Annotated in this window: 12 protein-coding genes; 3 read left to right on the forward strand and 9 right to left on the reverse strand. The window is 58.4% G+C overall.

The features are described from left to right. Positions 1-844 precede the first annotated feature (844 nt). The 4 genes from aroC to BUA15_RS03185 are packed head-to-tail and all read right to left on the reverse strand — an operon-like array spanning position 845 to position 7856. Complete coding sequence (aroC, locus tag BUA15_RS03170) at positions 845-2059, reverse strand: chorismate synthase (protein WP_072714485.1); 1215 nt, start codon at positions 2057-2059, stop codon at positions 845-847. Positions 2060-2080: 21 nt separating this feature from the next. Then, entirely contained in the window at positions 2081-3694 is a 1614-nt protein-coding gene (locus BUA15_RS03175) for a Do family serine endopeptidase (protein WP_072714486.1), read from the reverse strand. Between the two features lie 44 nt (positions 3695-3738). Next, on the reverse strand, positions 3739-4605 hold the full coding sequence (locus tag BUA15_RS03180) for a lysophospholipid acyltransferase family protein (protein WP_245771899.1): 867 nt from the start codon (positions 4603-4605) through the stop codon (positions 3739-3741). A 2-nt stretch (positions 4606-4607) separates the two neighbouring features. Continuing rightward, positions 4608-7856: a sensor histidine kinase gene (locus tag BUA15_RS03185; RefSeq protein ID WP_072714487.1), complete on the reverse strand. Its 3249-nt coding sequence runs from the start codon at positions 7854-7856 to the stop codon at positions 4608-4610. A 277-nt stretch (positions 7857-8133) separates the two neighbouring features. Between BUA15_RS03185 and BUA15_RS03190 the strand changes: the two genes are divergently transcribed. The 3 genes from BUA15_RS03190 (at position 8134) to BUA15_RS03200 (ending at position 10122) form a co-directional block, all read left to right on the forward strand. Further along, entirely contained in the window at positions 8134-8361 is a 228-nt protein-coding gene (locus BUA15_RS03190) for a hypothetical protein (RefSeq protein WP_072714488.1), read from the forward strand. A gap of 115 nt (positions 8362-8476) precedes the next feature. Continuing rightward, positions 8477-9634 carry a glycosyltransferase gene (locus BUA15_RS03195; RefSeq protein ID WP_072714489.1) on the forward strand — a complete coding sequence of 386 codons (1158 nt, stop codon included), beginning with the start codon at positions 8477-8479 and terminating at the stop codon, positions 9632-9634. Then, positions 9604-10122: a thioredoxin family protein gene (locus tag BUA15_RS03200; RefSeq protein ID WP_072714490.1), complete on the forward strand. Its 519-nt coding sequence runs from the start codon at positions 9604-9606 to the stop codon at positions 10120-10122. The genes BUA15_RS03195 and BUA15_RS03200 overlap by 31 nt, the downstream gene beginning before the upstream one ends. 56 nt (positions 10123-10178) lie before the next feature. Here BUA15_RS03200 and BUA15_RS03205 read toward each other — a convergent pair whose 3' ends face one another. The 5 genes from BUA15_RS03205 to BUA15_RS03225 all read right to left on the reverse strand — a co-directional run bounded on the left by BUA15_RS03205 (position 10179) and on the right by BUA15_RS03225 (position 16791). Further along, positions 10179-11915: a bifunctional sulfate adenylyltransferase/adenylylsulfate kinase gene (locus BUA15_RS03205; protein WP_072714491.1), complete on the reverse strand. Its 1737-nt coding sequence runs from the start codon at positions 11913-11915 to the stop codon at positions 10179-10181. A 39-nt stretch (positions 11916-11954) separates the two neighbouring features. Then, positions 11955-13730 (reverse strand): SLC13 family permease, encoded by a 1776-nt coding sequence (locus BUA15_RS03210; protein WP_072714492.1) that lies wholly within the window; start codon positions 13728-13730, stop codon positions 11955-11957. A 25-nt stretch (positions 13731-13755) separates the two neighbouring features. Further along, entirely contained in the window at positions 13756-14721 is a 966-nt protein-coding gene (locus BUA15_RS03215) for a UDP-glucuronic acid decarboxylase family protein (RefSeq protein ID WP_072714493.1), read from the reverse strand. Then, on the reverse strand, positions 14718-16112 hold the full coding sequence (locus BUA15_RS03220; protein WP_072714494.1) for a UDP-glucose dehydrogenase family protein: 1395 nt from the start codon (positions 16110-16112) through the stop codon (positions 14718-14720). The genes BUA15_RS03215 and BUA15_RS03220 overlap by 4 nt, the downstream gene beginning before the upstream one ends. 223 nt (positions 16113-16335) lie before the next feature. Continuing rightward, positions 16336-16791: a tetratricopeptide repeat protein gene (locus tag BUA15_RS03225; protein WP_072714495.1), complete on the reverse strand. Its 456-nt coding sequence runs from the start codon at positions 16789-16791 to the stop codon at positions 16336-16338. Positions 16792-16885: the final 94 nt, after the last annotated feature.

A 16885-nucleotide genomic window follows, 5' to 3' on the forward strand; every position in this document is an offset into this window, starting at 1 on the left:
GCGGCCTGATAGGTTCTATCATAATCGGTGCGGAAGCCGGCTTACTGACCGGACTCTTTGTGGGGTCTTTTGCCTGGAAACAGAGATTGGAGGCCGCATCCATCGCCTGGTGTGAACGCAATCGTGATGTCTGTGAAGGGGTGGAAGCATATCACGCGTTCTGTGACGAAATAACCCAACCCCACTAATTGGCCATGCGTCCTATAACAATCTCGAACAAAAAGATCTGGAAGCAACCCGCAAGTATCATAGTCATTATTTTGATATGGTCAATGTACAATATTATTCAATATAATGTGGACACATTTATTATAATTAGATCTTTATCATTTGCCGGGATACTATCGGCCTTTCTTTTTATCCTTACCCTAATCATTGCTGCCTTTTTCAAAAGCATCGAAATTTCCATTCATTCGTTTAAAGAGGTCATCTTCTGGTCACTGATATTATCTTATTATGCATGGAGTTTTTCATTTCTGGCATATGACCATGCGCTGAAAGGATGGTTTGACATGAACGAATGGAATATGGCATGGATACTATTTGTCCTCTGGTTCTTTCCCTTTCTTGGAATGTTTTACCTGCTGCACCGGAAAATCAGAACGCAATGATTCCGCTACCTGCCGGTTGTGTAGGCGTTTGGAAACCCGGTTACGCCTCTCCTGAATGACGCACGCTCGTCAGATCGGCGCGCCCCTGTCTGCTTCCCGTTCCTTGTGGGAGCCGTATGCGTGTGCCCGAAAGGTCGCAGCGGCTCGATCCCTGCGTTCGTCGGATGGCGATGCCTTTGCCGCAGGTCTGACCAACCGGCCCGGTCCCAGCAGGCGGGCGCAAGCTTTCCCGCTTATGGTCCGCTTGCCTTCATGGGGGACAGAGCGCCCACCTCTGCCTCATAACGACGGCGGATTTCTTCCAGGCTGTCGCCCCCGAACTTTTCCAGAAAGGCGTTGGCAATGACAAAGGCCACTGTGGCCTCGGCCACAACAGAGGCAGCCGGCACGCTGGTCACGTCGCTGCGTTCGTAACGCGTAGGTTGCGCCTCGCCGGTGGCGATGTCGACGGTCTCCAGCGGTTTGATCAGCGTGGGAATCGGCTTCATATAGCCGCGCACGACAAGGGGCATGCCGGTCGTGACGCCGCCTTCCAGACCGCCGGCATGGTTCGAACGGCGCCGGAAGACACCGTTTTCTCTGATGATCGGATCGTGCACCTGCGAGCCCGGCAGCGAGGCAGCCGCAATCCCGTCGCCGATCTCGACGGCCTTCTGTCCCTGAATCGATAGAATAGCCTGCGCCAGCTGGCCGTCCAGTCGCCGATCCCAGTGCACATAGGAACCCAGTCCGGGCGGCACCCCCGTCACAATGACTTCATAGACACCCCCCAGCGAATCGCCCTGTTTTTTGGTTTCCTGAATATGCGCGATGGCTTGCTCGGTCAGCTCCGGGTCGAGCATCCGCACCGGGCTCTGATCGGCTGCCCGGGCCAGCGCGTCGGCGCCTTCGGCCATCAATGCCGCTGCCCGCTCTTGCCAGTCTTCGGGCCGCTTGTAGCCGACCCGACCGATCCGCAGCACATGGCTACCGATCTGAATACCGAACTGACGCAAAAGCTGCCGGGCGATGGTACAGCAGGCCACCCGCATGGCCGTCTCGCGCGCGCTGGCCCGGTCGATCACTGGCCGCAGGTCATCGAATCCGTACTTCTGCGCCCCTACCAGGTCAGCATGGCCCGGTCGGGGGAGCGTGATCTTTTCGATCCCCTCGCCCGTCCCTTCAATGGCCATCACCTCGGGCCAGTGCGCGCGATCCCGATGGTAAGCCGCATTGTCGAGGCGCAGCGCGATCGGGCTGCCGATCGTCTTTGAAAAGCGAACGCCTGAATAAATGTGCACCCGGTCCTGCTCGATCTTGGCGCGTCCCCCCCGACCATAGCCCTGCCACCGCCGGGCCAGTTGCTCATTGATCACCTCGGCCGTCAGCGGTACCCCGGCCGGCATGCCTTCGACAATCCCGATCAGAGCTTCTCCGTGCGACTCGCCAGCGGTCAGGTAGCGCAACATCGTCAGGATTTCTCAACCGTTTTATTGCTCCGATAGTACCGGAACAGGCACCTCGTAGAAGGCCACCGTACCATCCCGCTTTTTCACGCGAAAGAGCACTGTTTCCGCGCCGGCTAACTCCTCTAGCAACAGAAGCGCATCCTCAAGCGCCGTCACGTCGATCCCCTCGATCTGCACAATGACCACATCCCGCGGTAATCCGGCCCTGTCGGCCACGCTACCGCGCGCTACATAGGCCACGTAAACACCATGGTCTACATCGAAGGCGGTACGTTCTGAGGCCGTCAATTCCCGCAGCCCTACTCCCCAGTTCTCTAACTTGAACACCCCGTCTGGCGGCGTCTCTGGAGTCAGCTCCGGCATGCGAGGCGGCGCCTCTTCGGTCAGCTCGCTGAACCATTCCTGGTAAGCCGGCGCATCCCGCCCCATCAGTTCCACCTGCAGGTGCAACCGTTGCCCTTGGCGCCAGATCTCCAGTTCTAATCGATCACCCGGCCGGTAGCGGGCCACCACGCTCTGCAATTCGTTCGGAGCGTTTACGGCGCGACCGTTCACCGCCAGCACCACATCCCCTTCCCGCACCCCGGCCTGGTCAGCCGCACCGCCTCTCCGCACCTCGGCGATCAGTACGCCCTGCACACCTGGCAGCCCCAGCTCGCGGGCCTGCTGTGCATTAACCTCTTGAATCGACACGCCCAGATACCCCCGCTGCACTTCGCCATAAGCGATCAGGTCCTCCACCACCCGGGCCACCAGATTCACCGGAACTGCAAAACCATAGCCTTCATAGGCTCCACTCTCAGTTGCGATGGCTGTATTGATCCCTACTAGCTCACCCCGCAGATTCACCAGGGCTCCCCCTGAATTGCCGGGATTAATCGCAGCGTCTGTCTGAATAAAATCCTCCACTCGGAAAAAGTCGTCAATGATGTTCACCTGCCGCCCCAGCGCACTGACGATACCGGCCGTCACGGTCGATGTCAGCCGGAATGGATTCCCGACCGCCAGCACCCATTCACCCACAGTGAGCTCGTCCGAGTTCCCAAACGCAATGACGGGCAACGTTTCACCTTCTGGCGGATCGATTTTAATGACGGCCAGATCTGTTGAGCGGTCAAACCCAATCAGCCGCGCTTCGAACTGTCGTTTGTCAGCCAATGTAACCCGCATCTCGCGGGCATCCTCTACGACATGATAGTTGGTTACAATGTAGCCGTCCGGGCTGATAATCACCCCACTGCCCACGCTCTGGCGGGGCATGAACTCTCGGAAGAAGCGTTCCTGGTCGGGATCAAACCGGTGAAAGAAATCACCCGAGAAAGACCCTGAGCGCCCTACCGTTACCTCAATGTATACCACCGCAGGCGTCACTCGCCGGGCCACTTCGCGAAAGACCTGATTCAACACGACCGGGTCCAGTGCCAGCTTCTGGCCATCCTCTGCCGAAAGCGTAACCGTCCCTACCGTCTCACCGCCTCCGAGCTGAACCCGCTCTACAATGCGGACCGGCGGGGTTGCCAGTTGCGCCTTCTGAAAGCGCCATTCCATCAGCAGAATCCCGGCGAGTAATCCAATCAGCAGCAGCCCGATGCCGCCAGCCAGGAGGAGTACCCGCGAACGCCCCTTTTCCGCCATGTTCGCTTTACCGGAAATGCGTGTTGGATGCCTGGGGATTATTTTCAGAGACCGTGCCCGGCCCGCTTTGTTTCATGGACGTTAGTAGAAAAGATACGATCATCATCGGCCATTGCCATCCTCTCGGTCAACATTTTATGATACAGGGCACGCACCTGCTCAAAAGCCTGCTGTGCCAATTGCTTCCGATGCTGCCCGGTAGTTGGGATAGGCGTGCCCACCTGCACCTTCAGGTGCAGGTGCTTTGTTCCCAGCCAGCGCAGCAGGTGCCGCAAAAACGACAGGCCTTCTGTCCAGGCATACCAGCGCCGCACTTCAGGCGTAGCTAAGCGGCCATTCACGCGCTGCAAGCAAAGACTGACGGGCAGTACCCAACCTTCTTCCAAACCCGCCACCGCCTCAAAAGCCCCCGTCTTGAACGGTCGGACGGTCTCGCCCGTCCCCGTTGTCCCTTCTGGAAAGACCATTACAGGCACGCCCGCAGCAAGCCACGTGCGCATTTGCTGAATAATGGCAACCGAACGGGTTCGTCGCTCCCGCTCAACAAACAACACGCCGTAGGTTCGGCACAGCCAGCCAATCAACGGCCAGCGAGCCAGCTCCGCTTTCCCTACAAAAGCCACCGGCCAGCACGTAGCCAGCACAATCGGATCCAGGGCGCTGAAATGATTGGCCACCAGCAGTCCCGGCTGTCCGGCAGGCAGTGGAGGGCAGTCTGGCGCGTCCACGACAATTCCCATAAGCCGGCACAGGATCCGGCAGCCTTCTTGAAGCCGCTGCGCCCGATACATAGGACGCTGCACCGATGGTAGCCGGCGCACCTTCCACGCAGTCCAGGCCGTGTACCACAATGTAGTGCCCAACAACCGTGGCAACCGCTTTAACACGCGCCACCAGGACGGCCTCAACATCTCTACGTTTCCGATAGTTGCCAGTGTGGGTACATCCCTGAGGGGGTTCCATGCTCCGGCGCGCGTGGGAGCACCACGGTAAAGGTGCTTCCTTCCCCTTTCTTACTGGCGACTTCAATGGTGCCTCCCATAAGCTTTACCAGCCGCGCTGCTATAGCCAGGCCCAGCCCACTCCCCTCATAAGCCCGGTCGGTACCGGACGACTCCTGACGAAATTCTTCAAAGACATGCGGCAAAAACTCTTCAGAAATGCCTTCGCCCGTATCCCGCACAGCGATCCGCACATGTTGCTCGTCGGCTGTTACCGAAATCACTACCTCACCTCTGGGAGTAAACTTGATGGCATTGCCCACCAGATTGTTTAGCACCCGTTCTACAGCCCGTGGATCCCCAAACACGCGGACCGGCACCGTTGGCAATTCCATCCGGAAGTCCAGTCCTTTTTTGCGCGCCAACGGCTCCAGAAGCTGATAGACTTTCTGAACGGTTTCGGTGATTTCTACCGGCACGCGCCGCAGCACCATGGATCCGGAACGCAGCCGCGCCAGATCCAGGATGTCGTTGATCGTTGCCAGCAAGCGTTGGCCGCTCTCTTCAATAAGCTCCAGAAATTCCTGGTGCTGCGGATTATCTGTTTCTTCCTTAAGTACTGAGGCAAATCCCAGAATGGCTGAAAGCGGCGTGCGCAGCTCGTGCGTCGTGGTTGAAAGGATCGTTTCTTTGGCTGCATTCGCTTCGCGGAGCATCCGCGTCAGCAAATTAATACGCGCCGTCAGGGAATGGATACGATCCCCTAGCACCGTTGCAATGTACATCTGCTGCGCCCGCTGCTGCGCCACATAATGACGCCAGGTCAGCGCCACGGTGGTTACCAGAATCACCAGGTAGAGGGTGTAGGCCCACCAGGTGCGGTACCAGGGCGGCAGGATGCGTATGACCAGGGTCGTAACCGGTGTGGTCAACCCCCAGGCATTGCGCGCCCGCACCTGGAAGCGGTAAACGCCTTCCCACAGGTTCGGGTAAAACCGCTGCGTAACGGTCGTCCAGTCTGACCAATCTTCTTTACCCTCTAACCGATACTGGTAGCGATTATCCTCTGCACGAATAAAACTGGGCAGCGCAAATTCAAATTGCAGGTCATTAAAAGCATAGGGAAGCTCCAGCACCTCACCATCTTGCTGCTGTCCACGCAGAAACCCATCGGTGCCCACAAACGCCCCGCCGAACAGCACATGATCGCCTACCGCCACCTGCCGGATTAACACTGGAGGCGGTTCCACAGAAAACAATTCTTCCGGAAAGGGCAGCGTTGGATCGTAGCGGATAAGCCGATCCCGATTCCCCAGCCAGACAATCCCTTCCTCATCTACATACACCTGCACAGGAGAACCCCAGGCTGGATAGCGGAGCACCAGCGGCGTTTCAAACCGGTAGCCTCCGCCAGGCAACGGATGCGCAATATCTACGTGCGTCGGGTAGATGGTCCAGACTCTCCGAAAACGATCCACCACCAGGGCCAGCAGTTCATCATGTCCTTCATGCCCCCGCGCGATGAGCGAACTGTCTGGCTGAAAAACCGGCGTAGCTTCCGGCACAAAACGATATACACCTTCTCTGGCATAAAAGAACACTGTACTATCAATTTCAACCATCTGCGTTACACTTCCCGGCAATCCATCTGCCTCCCCATAAACTGTTACCTCCGGCGCTTCCATCCAGCCATTTAAGAATTGCATCTGCACAATCCGTCCATCCCGCAAACTGAGCCAGAGCGTATGTCCTGCTCGTACAATGCGCAGGACCTCTCCGGTTACTCCAGCAATAGGGTCAATAGCCCATTGCCTGCCATTCCATCTGAGTCGTACCAGTCCGCTTTTAGTGCCTGCCGCAATCAGACTATCGGTAAGTCGAGCCAGTGAAAAAACGGTTTGCTCAGGTAATAAAAGAGTCTGATCAGAAAGAACTTGCTCTCTCTTCTTTATATGAAGCCCTTCCGCCGTAGCTAGCCATAAATCTTCCCCATGGCGAAAGATCTGAAAGACCTGATCGGAGATCCGCACATCCCGCACAAAGACAGGCCGCGATCCCTGTGATAAAGACATGTGAAACAGTCCCGTGCTGGTAGCAGCGTAGAGATGATCGGCTTCTTGCCCCAACCAGTACATAAATCCGTCCAGTCCCAGCCGCTTGTCCCACACCGAAAGGTAGGGGACGGCATCGGCGCGGGCCAGTCCGCGGCTATTGAGTGCCATCCAGAGGCTGCCCTGCCGATCGACGTACACGTAATTCACCCAGCTATCCGGCAACCCGACCGACTCATCAATAACCTGAACGATCCGCCCCTCCCGATCAATAATGAACACCCCGCCTCCCAGCGTAGCCAGCGCATAGAACCCCCCCGGCATGGCCGTGCCATGATAGAGCGGATAGGCGCGGATGAACGGCTCAACTTCGCTGGGTAGATACCGAAACGTGCGACCATCGTAAAGCCAGAGACCTGCCTCCCGGGTAGCAATCAAGATCTGCTCCGCATCATAGGGCATCATAGCGTAAATGCGCAGGTGGGCGAAGCGCTCTCCGCCAGGCACCAGTCGCAACGAATCGCCCGCAACTGTCTGGAGCCCGATGCTGTCCTGCCGCACGTAGAGACGGCCATGCACTACAAAAGCCGTATGAAAATAAGTGTGTGGGCGCCACACCCGGATGGTATCGCCATCCCAGCGAAACAGCCGGGCATGCGTTTGAAAATAGACGCCATCGGGCGTCACGCGCGTGGCCCACACGTCCCAGAAATTCCGGTCTGTCGAGTCAGCAATCTCGGGTACCAGCGACGTGTAGCGCAGCACTCCCAGCGAATCAGGCCAGAAATAGCCAAAATCGCCCTGCGCTCCTACAAAAATCCGTCCTGCCGTATCTACATCCAGTGAGCGAACGATGGTGTTCGTCGCCGTTCGCAACAATCGCCAGTGCACCCCATCGAATTCCAACACCCCATCTACATTCCCCACATAGATCACGCCCCGCCTGTCCTGCACAATGGCCCAGTTCTGCGGAAACTGTCCATAGTCCTGAGGAGCGTAGTGCTGCAGGTAAAGCGGCGCGCCTACTTCGACCTGGTACGAAAGCTCCTGAGCTTGCAGAGGCCAGGAGCCCAATAGCAGCAGGATTCCTCCCGTCCATCGGCCTATAGCCCGAAGCAGCCGGCTCTGAATCGTCAGACAGACTGGATGTGGTCGATGCGCGCGCGCCATGCCAGCGGTGCATTGCCCTGGTACAGTATCGGGAAATCCAGCCACGAACTCAAGCGGTAGGCCGGGTCTTTTACCGGGTTCGGCCTCCGAACGATTCGTTTCCCTGCAAGGATTAATCCAATTTACCCTTTATCTCCTCCGCATTTTTTCCCTCTAAAATTGATTTTCTCAGCAAAAATATCCCCACTATCTGCGCCAGAGTGCTCACCTTGTTCAGGCATAGGCTCGGGTGGTTTAGGCGAGGCCTCATCCATTCACCCCAACCGTATAAAGTACCATGAAGCGATTGGCTAAACTGATGATGTTGCTGGCGATTCCGGCGTTGCTGGCCGGAGGCTCGCTGGCGCTGACGGGCTGCAGCTCGGATGCCCTGACGGGTCCGGTTGTTATGGAGAGCGGAGGGAACAATGGTGGTGGTTCAACCACCATTGGTGGGGACCATAACAACTATGGTGGTAACAATGGTGGTGGTTCGACCACGATTGGTGGTGATCACAACAACTGAGCACTAGGCCAGCGTTTTTCTTATTCCCGGCCTCTTTCGAGAGGCCGGGTTTTTTATTGCCTCAGGTAGGCATGGAAGGGTATTTTGCTGGAAAGGCCGTACGTACCCTGCAGAGATGGCGTGCAGTGACGTCTGTTTTGCGCTGGTGGGATCGGTGCCCCACAACAGCCGAGCACTTCGCCAGCTCCGAGCGCTGGCCCAGCTTGGCCTCTCCATTGAGGCGTTTGGCGTAGGACCGCCGGTTGCGCTGCCTGCCGACCTACAGTCCAGCGTACGGTATCATTCCCTGCCGCTTCCTGAAGGGCAAGGTCCTCGTTTTTTCTGGCAACTACACCGGCAATTCCTGCGCGTTCTTCGCTCCTGCCAGGCCCGCATTTACCATGCAGGTGATCTGTATGTGCTGCCTGCGCTGGCCCGTACAGCCCGTCGCTTTGGTGGACGGCTGGTCTTTGATGCCCGGGAACGGTACCCCTACGTTGCCAGCACGGCAGGTCGTCCGCTACGCCAGCGTTTCTGGAAGCTGGTAGAGCGTCATTATATACGCCAGGCTGATCTTGTGCTGACCGTCAGCGAAGGAATAGCCGTCCATCTGGTGCATGACTATGGCATTGCGTCCCCGTTGGTCCTGTACAATGCGCCTGAGGCGCCGGCCCCAACCGTTCAGACTACTTCCCTGCGGCAACACCTTCAGCTTCCCGACCACCTTGTACTTTTTCTCTATCAGGGCCATTTACGGCCTGGCAGAGGTTGTTTATTGCCGCTTGAAGCGTTGCCCGAGGTGCCAGAGGCTGCGCTGGTCTATCTGGGGGATGGACCGTTGGCCCCGGTTATCCGAGAGCGCGCAACCACCCTGGGCGTAGCCGACCGCGTGCACCTGTTACCACCGGTACTACCCGATAAGCTGCTGCCTGTTACTGCTTCGGCTGACGTAGGGCTTGTGCTGCTTGAAGATACTTGCCTGAACCACCGGCTGGCGCTCCCTAACAAGCTTTTTGAATACCTGGCAGCCGGTCTTCCCGTGCTGGCCAGCAACCTGCCTGAACTCCGCCGTGTGGTGGAAACCTACGGGGTAGGCTATGTCGTTGACACTCCCAATCTCGAAGCGCTTACGGCCGCCATGCGGCAGCTGTGCGGAGATCCCGCCCTGCGACGCAGGTTGGCGGCCCGTACCAGCGCTGCGTTTGCCGCCCATAGCTGGGCCCGCCTGGCTCCCCGTTTTCAAGAAGCCTACCAGAAACTGCTATGCGACGTTCAACCTACCTGTGCTGGCTGAGCCTGACCGTCCTGCTTCCTCTGACGGCGCAGGCCCAATCTTCACTGTTTGATCCGGCGATCATGGCCCCTATCGGCTGGCAACGAGTCGAAGAGGCCATGGCAGCAGCCGCGCAAAGTGGAAAAAAAGTGCTTATTGACATTTCGGCCCCCTGGTGCCCCTGGTGCCGTCGGATGCAAAAAGAAGTCTATGCCGACTCGGCCGTGGTCGCCTATCTGAAAGCCCACTTTGAATACGCTCGGCTCAACGGCGAAGACACCGCCCGCAAACTTACCTTTCGTGGCTATGAGCTGACCGAGGCAGAGCTTGCTCAGGCGCTCGGGCTGTCTGGATATCCTACTACCGTCTTTCTGGAGCCAGACGGCACGTACATCACACGGGTGCCTGGTTTTGTGCCGACCGAGACGTTCCTGCAGATCTTACGTTTTATTGGTTCCGAAGCGTACCGAACCCAGAGTTTCGAGGAATTTATGGAGCAACAACGCTAAAAAAATAGCGGTGCCCGGGCCTTTCCGCCCGGGCACCGCCTACGTCCTTTTCCTGCTTACGCGTTATTTTCCTCTTTTTTCAGGTAGCCTTCCTGATAGAGATAGGCCAGAATTTTCTCCACGCACTGCTCGACCGTCTCCTCCGTGGTGCGGCAAACAATTTCAGGGTTTGAGGGCGGCTCATACGGATCGTCGATGCCCGTAAAGCCTTTGATGATCCCAGCGCGGGCTTTTGCGTAGAGGCCTTTGACGTCGCGCTGCTCACACACTTCCAGGGGCGTATCGACAAAGACCTCGATGTAGCCGCCGAAGCTGCTGATGAGCTGCCGGTTGTACTGCCGGTCTGCTTCGTAGGGCGCAATGGGAGCGCAGATCGCAATGCCACGATGTTTGGTAATTTCACTGGCTACGTACCCGATGCGCCGCACGTTAATTGACCGATCTTCCCGGGAAAAGCCCAGCCCTTTGCTCAGGTGCGTGCGCACGACGTCGCCATCAAGCAGCGTCACGGGACGCCCGGTCAGCTCCAGGAGGCGGGTCATGAGCGCATTGGCAATGGTGGACTTACCGGAGCCCGACAGCCCCGTAAAGAATACCGTGAATCCCTGTTGATGACGCGGAGGATGCGTGCGGCGCAGCTCAGCCACCACCTCAGGATAGGAGAACCATTCGGGAATTTCTTCGCCTTCGGCCAGCCGGCGCCGCAGCTCCGTCCCTGAGATACTGAGCGTCCGCTCTCCTTCTTTGACTTCGTCGATGGGTTTGTACGTGTCCTGGTCTGGCAGGTAGACCATCAGTTTGAAGGGAACCACGCCAATGCCCAGCTCCTCCTGGTACTGCTGAACCAGCTCCTGGGCATCATAGGGCCCGTAGAATGGCTTGCCGCTGGAGTCTTTTCCGGGCCCTGCATGGTCACGGCCAATAATCAGGTGGGTGCAACCATAGTTCTTGCGAATGATTGCGTGCCAGACCGCTTCGCGGGGTCCGCCCATGCGCATAGCCAGCGGCAGCAGGCTCAGCATGGCCCGCCCTTCGGGATAGTACTTGAGCAGTTTCCGGTAGCAACGCACGCGCGTGTAGTAATCGATATCCCCGGGCTTCGTCATGCCCACGACCGGATGAATGAGCAAATGGCCCCCTACTTCTTCGGCTGCACGGTCGGTCAGTTCTTTGTGGGCCCGGTGCATGGGATTACGGGTCTGAAAGGCTACGATACGCTCCCATCCCCGTCGTTCAAATTCGGCGCGTAGCTGCGCAGGCGTATGCCGCAGTTCTTTAAAGTCGTAATGCACCGGAAGCTGCACGCCTTTGAGCGTACCGCCGACGTAATATTCGCCCGCTTCGTGCATCAGGTAGGCCACGGCTGGATGCTCTGTGCTGGTAGTACCAAAAACCAGTCGGGCCTCCCGCTCTTTATCTGGTTTCCAGACATCTTCGACCTGCATTACGGCCAGCAGCAGACCGGTCTGATCCCGCAACGCTACTTCATCGCCTGGATTCAGCGTGCGGGCTACGTCTGCCGAGACGTCCAGCGTGATCGGCATGGGCCATAGCACGCCGCTTTGCAGCCGCATCTCTTCAACGACCCGCTCGTAGTCGGCCCGGTTCAGAAAGCCTCGCAGCGGCGAAAAGCCTCCATTGAGCAGCAGCTCTATGTCACAGAGCTGCCGAGGCGTAAGGGTAAGCGATGGAAGCGTCAGGGCTTTTTCCTTGAGCGTCTCGCGTTCTGCCTCCGGAACAATCAGCTCACAGAGAGCGCCACCATGTGGCTCAATAAGTGTCGTCGTGGACATCGGTACGTTTACTCAGGTTTGGTTAAACAGAAGGTAGGTTTACAGCCAGATCCATGCGATCATCGTTAGCCCAACTGCAAAAACCAGAGCAGCAACCGGAGTGCCAGCTTTCAGATAATCGCGGAAGCGATAGCCTCCGGCCGACATCACCATCAGGTTCGTCTGGTAGCCGATCGGGGTCAGAAAGCTGGCCGAGGCCGCTACGGCGACGGTAATTGCAAAAGCTCGGGGTTCCAGCCCCAGCTCGCCTGCCACAGCGAGCGCAACGGGCAGCATGAGCGCAGCGGCCGCGTTGTTGGTAAACAGTTCGGTTAGCGCCATGGTAACCAGATAGAGCACGGCCAGCGCAGCCACTGGTCCCAGGTCGGCCGTCATCGCCACCAGACCATGGCCGAGCGCAGCAGCCAGTCCGGAGCGATCGACGGCCTGTCCGATTCCCAGCGCAGCCGCAATCACCACCAGCACCTGTAGATCAAGCGCCTGCCGGGCTTCACGGCCTGAAAGGCAACGCGTCAGCACCATCCCCAGGGCGGCTGCAAAGGCTGCCGTTACCAGCGGCACCCATCCCAGCGCGGCCAGCAACACCATGCCCGCAAAAATGGCCAGGGCTACGGGCGCGTGGCGGGGACGCGGCCGGGGCCGTTCCGGACTGCGTGGAGCGACCAGGTAAAACTCATCGCGCCGGGCGTTCCAGCGGCGGTCAAAACCATTTCGGGCTTCAATCAGCAGCAGGTCGCCCGCTTCAATAGGAATGCGCCCAAGCGATCCGACAATGCGCTGACCTTGCCGCTGAATGCCCAGTACTACGCCGCCATATTGCTCGCGGAACTGCACCTCCCGAAGCGTCTTGCCTACCAGTGTCGAGGAAGGCGCCACCACTGCTTCAAACAGCGGGAGCGTCTGCGTCGCGTTCTCTTCCACAGAAGGCAGCGCCCGTTCCAGTCCGTCGCGTTCCAACAACTGTTCGATCATTCGGGCAGAGCCGACAAATGTCAGGACATCCCCGCCTTGCAGCACCTGCTCTGGAGCCGCCGGGATCACCCGTCCACTGCGTCGGATGTGCACCAGGTAGGCTTCCCCCAGCGCACGCAGCCCTGCTTCCTCTACGGTTTTGCCCTCCAGAGTGCCGGCCGGAGTAACGCGCAGCTCAAACAGGCACTCTCGCAATCCCTCCTCAAAGTCTCCCTGCTCACGCCGACGATCGGGCAGCAGGCGATGACCGAGCAGGGTAAAAAACAGGATGACCGCCACGGCCACCGGCAGCCCGACCCAGGTCAGGTCGAACAGGCGCAGTCCGGGAAGGCCAGCCTGAATCATCAGGCCCGAGATGACCAGGTTGGTAGAGGTGCCGATCAACGTAATCATTCCCCCTACAATCGCTGCATAGGAGAGTGGAATGAGCAGCTTAGAGGGGGCTAGGTTATGCCGCGCGGCCCACTGCTGCACCCGCGGCATAAGCATGGCAACGATTGGCGTATTGTTCAAAAAGGCAGAAAGCGCTGAAACAGGTACCATAATCCGAAAAACGGCCCGCGCGGTAGACGGCCGCTGCGGGAAGAGGAGGCGGTCCACAAAGGCCAGGGCTTCGGTGCGTTGGAGTCCGGCCGCGACCACAAACAGGGCCGCAATGGTTAGCACGGCTGGATTCGAAAAGCCTGCGAACGCTTCCTGCGGGGTGAGCACGCCGGTGAGCAGCAGCAATCCCAGCGTTCCCAGAAAGATCAGGTCAGGACGCGCCACCTCCCGCACCAGCGCCACGACCATCGCGGCGATGGCTGCCAGCGTAATCCAGGCCTGCCATCCCAGCGCCTCCATACCCCGATCCTCCTACAACATCCCATCATGAGCTGTGGGCTGCTTCCAGTCCCAGCCGCTGTTTAAAGTATTCCAGCGTGCGACGCAGTCCTTCGCGTCGGCTCACCCTGGGTTCCCAGCCGAGTACCCGGCGCGCCAGGGATATGTCAGGCTGGCGCACTTTTGGGTCATCGGCTGGCAGCGGTTTAAAAACGATCTCACTTTTGCTACCGGTCAGCTCGATAATCTCCCGCGCAAACTCCAGAATGGAGATTTCCTCAGGATTGCCAATATTGACAGGTCCTACGTAATCACTCATAAGCAGGCGATAAATACCTTCGACCAGATCATCAATGTACTGGAAGGAGCGCGTCTGGCTACCGTCTCCGTAGACCGTAAGGGGCTCGCCCTTGAGTGCTTGCGTCATAAATGTGGGCAGCGCCCGCCCATCGTCGAGCCGCATGCGGGGGCCATAGGTGTTGAAAATCCGCACAATGCGCACGTCGACCCCGTGATAGCGATGGTAGGCCATGGTCATGGCCTCGGCAAAGCGCTTGGCCTCGTCATACACCCCGCGCAACCCGACGGGATTCACGTTGCCCCAGTAGTCTTCAGGCTGCGGATGCACCAGCGGATCGCCGTAGACTTCACTCGTGGAGGCCAGCAGAAAGCGCGCCCCCTTGGCCTTGGCCAGCCCAAGCGCTTTATGCGTGCCCAGCGCCCCTACTTTAAGGGTCTGAATGGGATACTTGAGATAATCGACCGGCGAAGCAGGGCTGGCAAAGTGCAGGACATAGTCGAGCGGTCCTTCCACATAAATGAAGTTGGTGACATCGTGCTGAATAAAGTGGAACCGCTCGTGCCCGATCAAATGCGCAATATTGTCCGGGGAGCCCGTAATGAAGTTATCCATGCAGATCACTTCGTGGCCTTCGGCCAGAAACCGCTCGCACAGGTGTGAGCCGATGAATCCGGCGCCCCCCGTGATCAGCGTACGCGGTGGACGACTCATGCGCTTGTCTTTCCGTCGGTTGTGCTGGCCAGGAGTGCAGGATCCGGGTTGGTATGCGGCGGGTAGTGCGGCCGGCCAATGGAGTAGTATTCAAAGCCCATGGCGGCCATGCGCTTGGGATGATACAGGTTGCGGCCATCAAAAATCAGAGGCCGCGCCATACGGTCGCGCATCCGCTGAAAATCAGGACGACGGAACTCGTTCCATTCCGTGCAGATGACGAGCGCCTCGGCCCCTTCGAGCGCTTCATACATGCTCCGGGCGTACCGGATCGCATCGCCAAAAACAGCCCGCGTATTTTCCATAGCCTCCGGATCGAAAACCACAATATCGGCGCCATGCTCCAACAGCTTCCGGATGATGACATGCGAAGGCGCTTCGCGCACGTCATCGGTGTTGGCCTTGAAGGCCAGTCCCCAGATGGCCAGCCGCCGCCCTTCAAGCTGCCCGTCAAACCGCTCGTAGACGCGCTCGGCCAACAGGCGACGCTGGCGCTCGTTGACGTCCAGCACCGCCTTTAGAATTTGAAATGCATAGCCGTGTTCTTCGGCCGTACGGGCCAACGCCTTGACATCTTTCGGGAAGCAGCTTCCCCCAAAACCGATACCGGCATAGAGAAATTGCTTCCCGATACGGCTGTCCAACCCGATGCCGCGGCGCACCTCATCGACGTTGGCGCCAACGCGCTCGCACACGTTGGCTATTTCATTCATAAAGGTAATTTTGGTCGCCAGAAACGCATTGGCCGCATACTTGGTCATTTCCGAGCTGCGCTCGTCCATCACCAGAATAGGGTTCCCCTGGCGCACGAACGGCTCGTAAAGCTGCGTCATGATCTCCGCGGCGCGCGGACTGCGCGTGCCGATAATCACGCGCTCCGGCTTCATGAAATCGTCAACCGCCACTCCTTCCCGGAGAAACTCGGGATTCGACACCACATCGAACTGCTCGCCCGGAGTCAGCCCGTACGACTCAAAGATTTCCCGCACGCGGTCTGCCGTTCCGACAGGCACCGTGCTCTTGTTCACAATAATCTTGTAGCCCGTCTCTGGGTGAGCCGCCATCCATTGCGCAATCTGATCGGCCACCCCCAGCACGTAGGAAAGATCTGCCGAGCCGTCCTCGCCAGGCGGCGTAGGCAGCGCCAGAAAAATAACCTCGCTTTCAGGAAGCGCCTCTTCGAGGGACGTGGTAAAGTGCAATCGTCCTTCCCGACGATTGCGCTCATAGTAAATCTCCAGCCCGGGCTCAAAGATGGGCAATTCGCCCCGGTTCAGCTTATCGATCTTCTGTGCATCAATGTCCACGCAGACTACCTCGTTGCCCATCTCGGCAAAGCAAGTGCCGGTCACCAGACCGACGTACCCCGTACCAACAATAGCCAGTTTCATGATTGTTTCCCCCCTTTAATGGACACAACAACACAAACCATTCCAGCGCTCTAAGAAAAGCCGCCTGCACTGCACCTGTATGCGCCTGTGGCGAATCAGCCCCTGCACTTTTTGCGTGCTTTTTCGTAGCAAATCGCCTGACTAACGCTGGAGTAAAGCGAGAAGATGCTGTGCGGTTAAAGCGCGGCTGGCTTTTTCATGAAATTCCCGCAGGGAAGCCGGCTTATCCCAGCCATCCGAGCAACCCACCTGCTCCCAGCATGACCAGTACCCACGCGCCCAAACAGCCTTTACGCCGCGGGGCCGCGGCTGCCGCACGCTGCGATCGCCCGGTCTGCCTGGAATCGGTTACCGATGCTCCGGGCTGCGCCCTTCCTTTTTGCGGTTTTTGCTCATGCAGCCGGCGCTGCAAGGCTTCCACGCGCCGCCCCAGTTGGACCAGCCGTTTGCTGGGCCCGCGCTTCTGCTCAATCTTACGGGCCTGCTCAAAGGCTTCCAGGGCCTGTTCCAGCTTACCCTGCTCCTCATAAAGCGCCCCGACGCGCTCGTAAGTAAAACTCAGATCGCAACCTTCTCGCACATTTGCCTCGTAAAGCGCCAGCGCCTCGGCCTTGCGGCCTGCCCGCTCCAGTGCTTCCGCCTGTTCATTACGGGCAAACCAGATCGCACGCTGTTTCATCGGACATGTCTGCTATGCGAAAATCTTCCTGACAGAACAGCCCCCTGCGCTGTATTTTTACGGGAGCGTCGCAACCTGCATCCGGAGCTGCTCG

Source organism: Rhodothermus profundi (genome assembly GCF_900142415.1).
Lineage (GTDB): Bacteria > Bacteroidota > Rhodothermia > Rhodothermales > Rhodothermaceae > Rhodothermus > Rhodothermus profundi.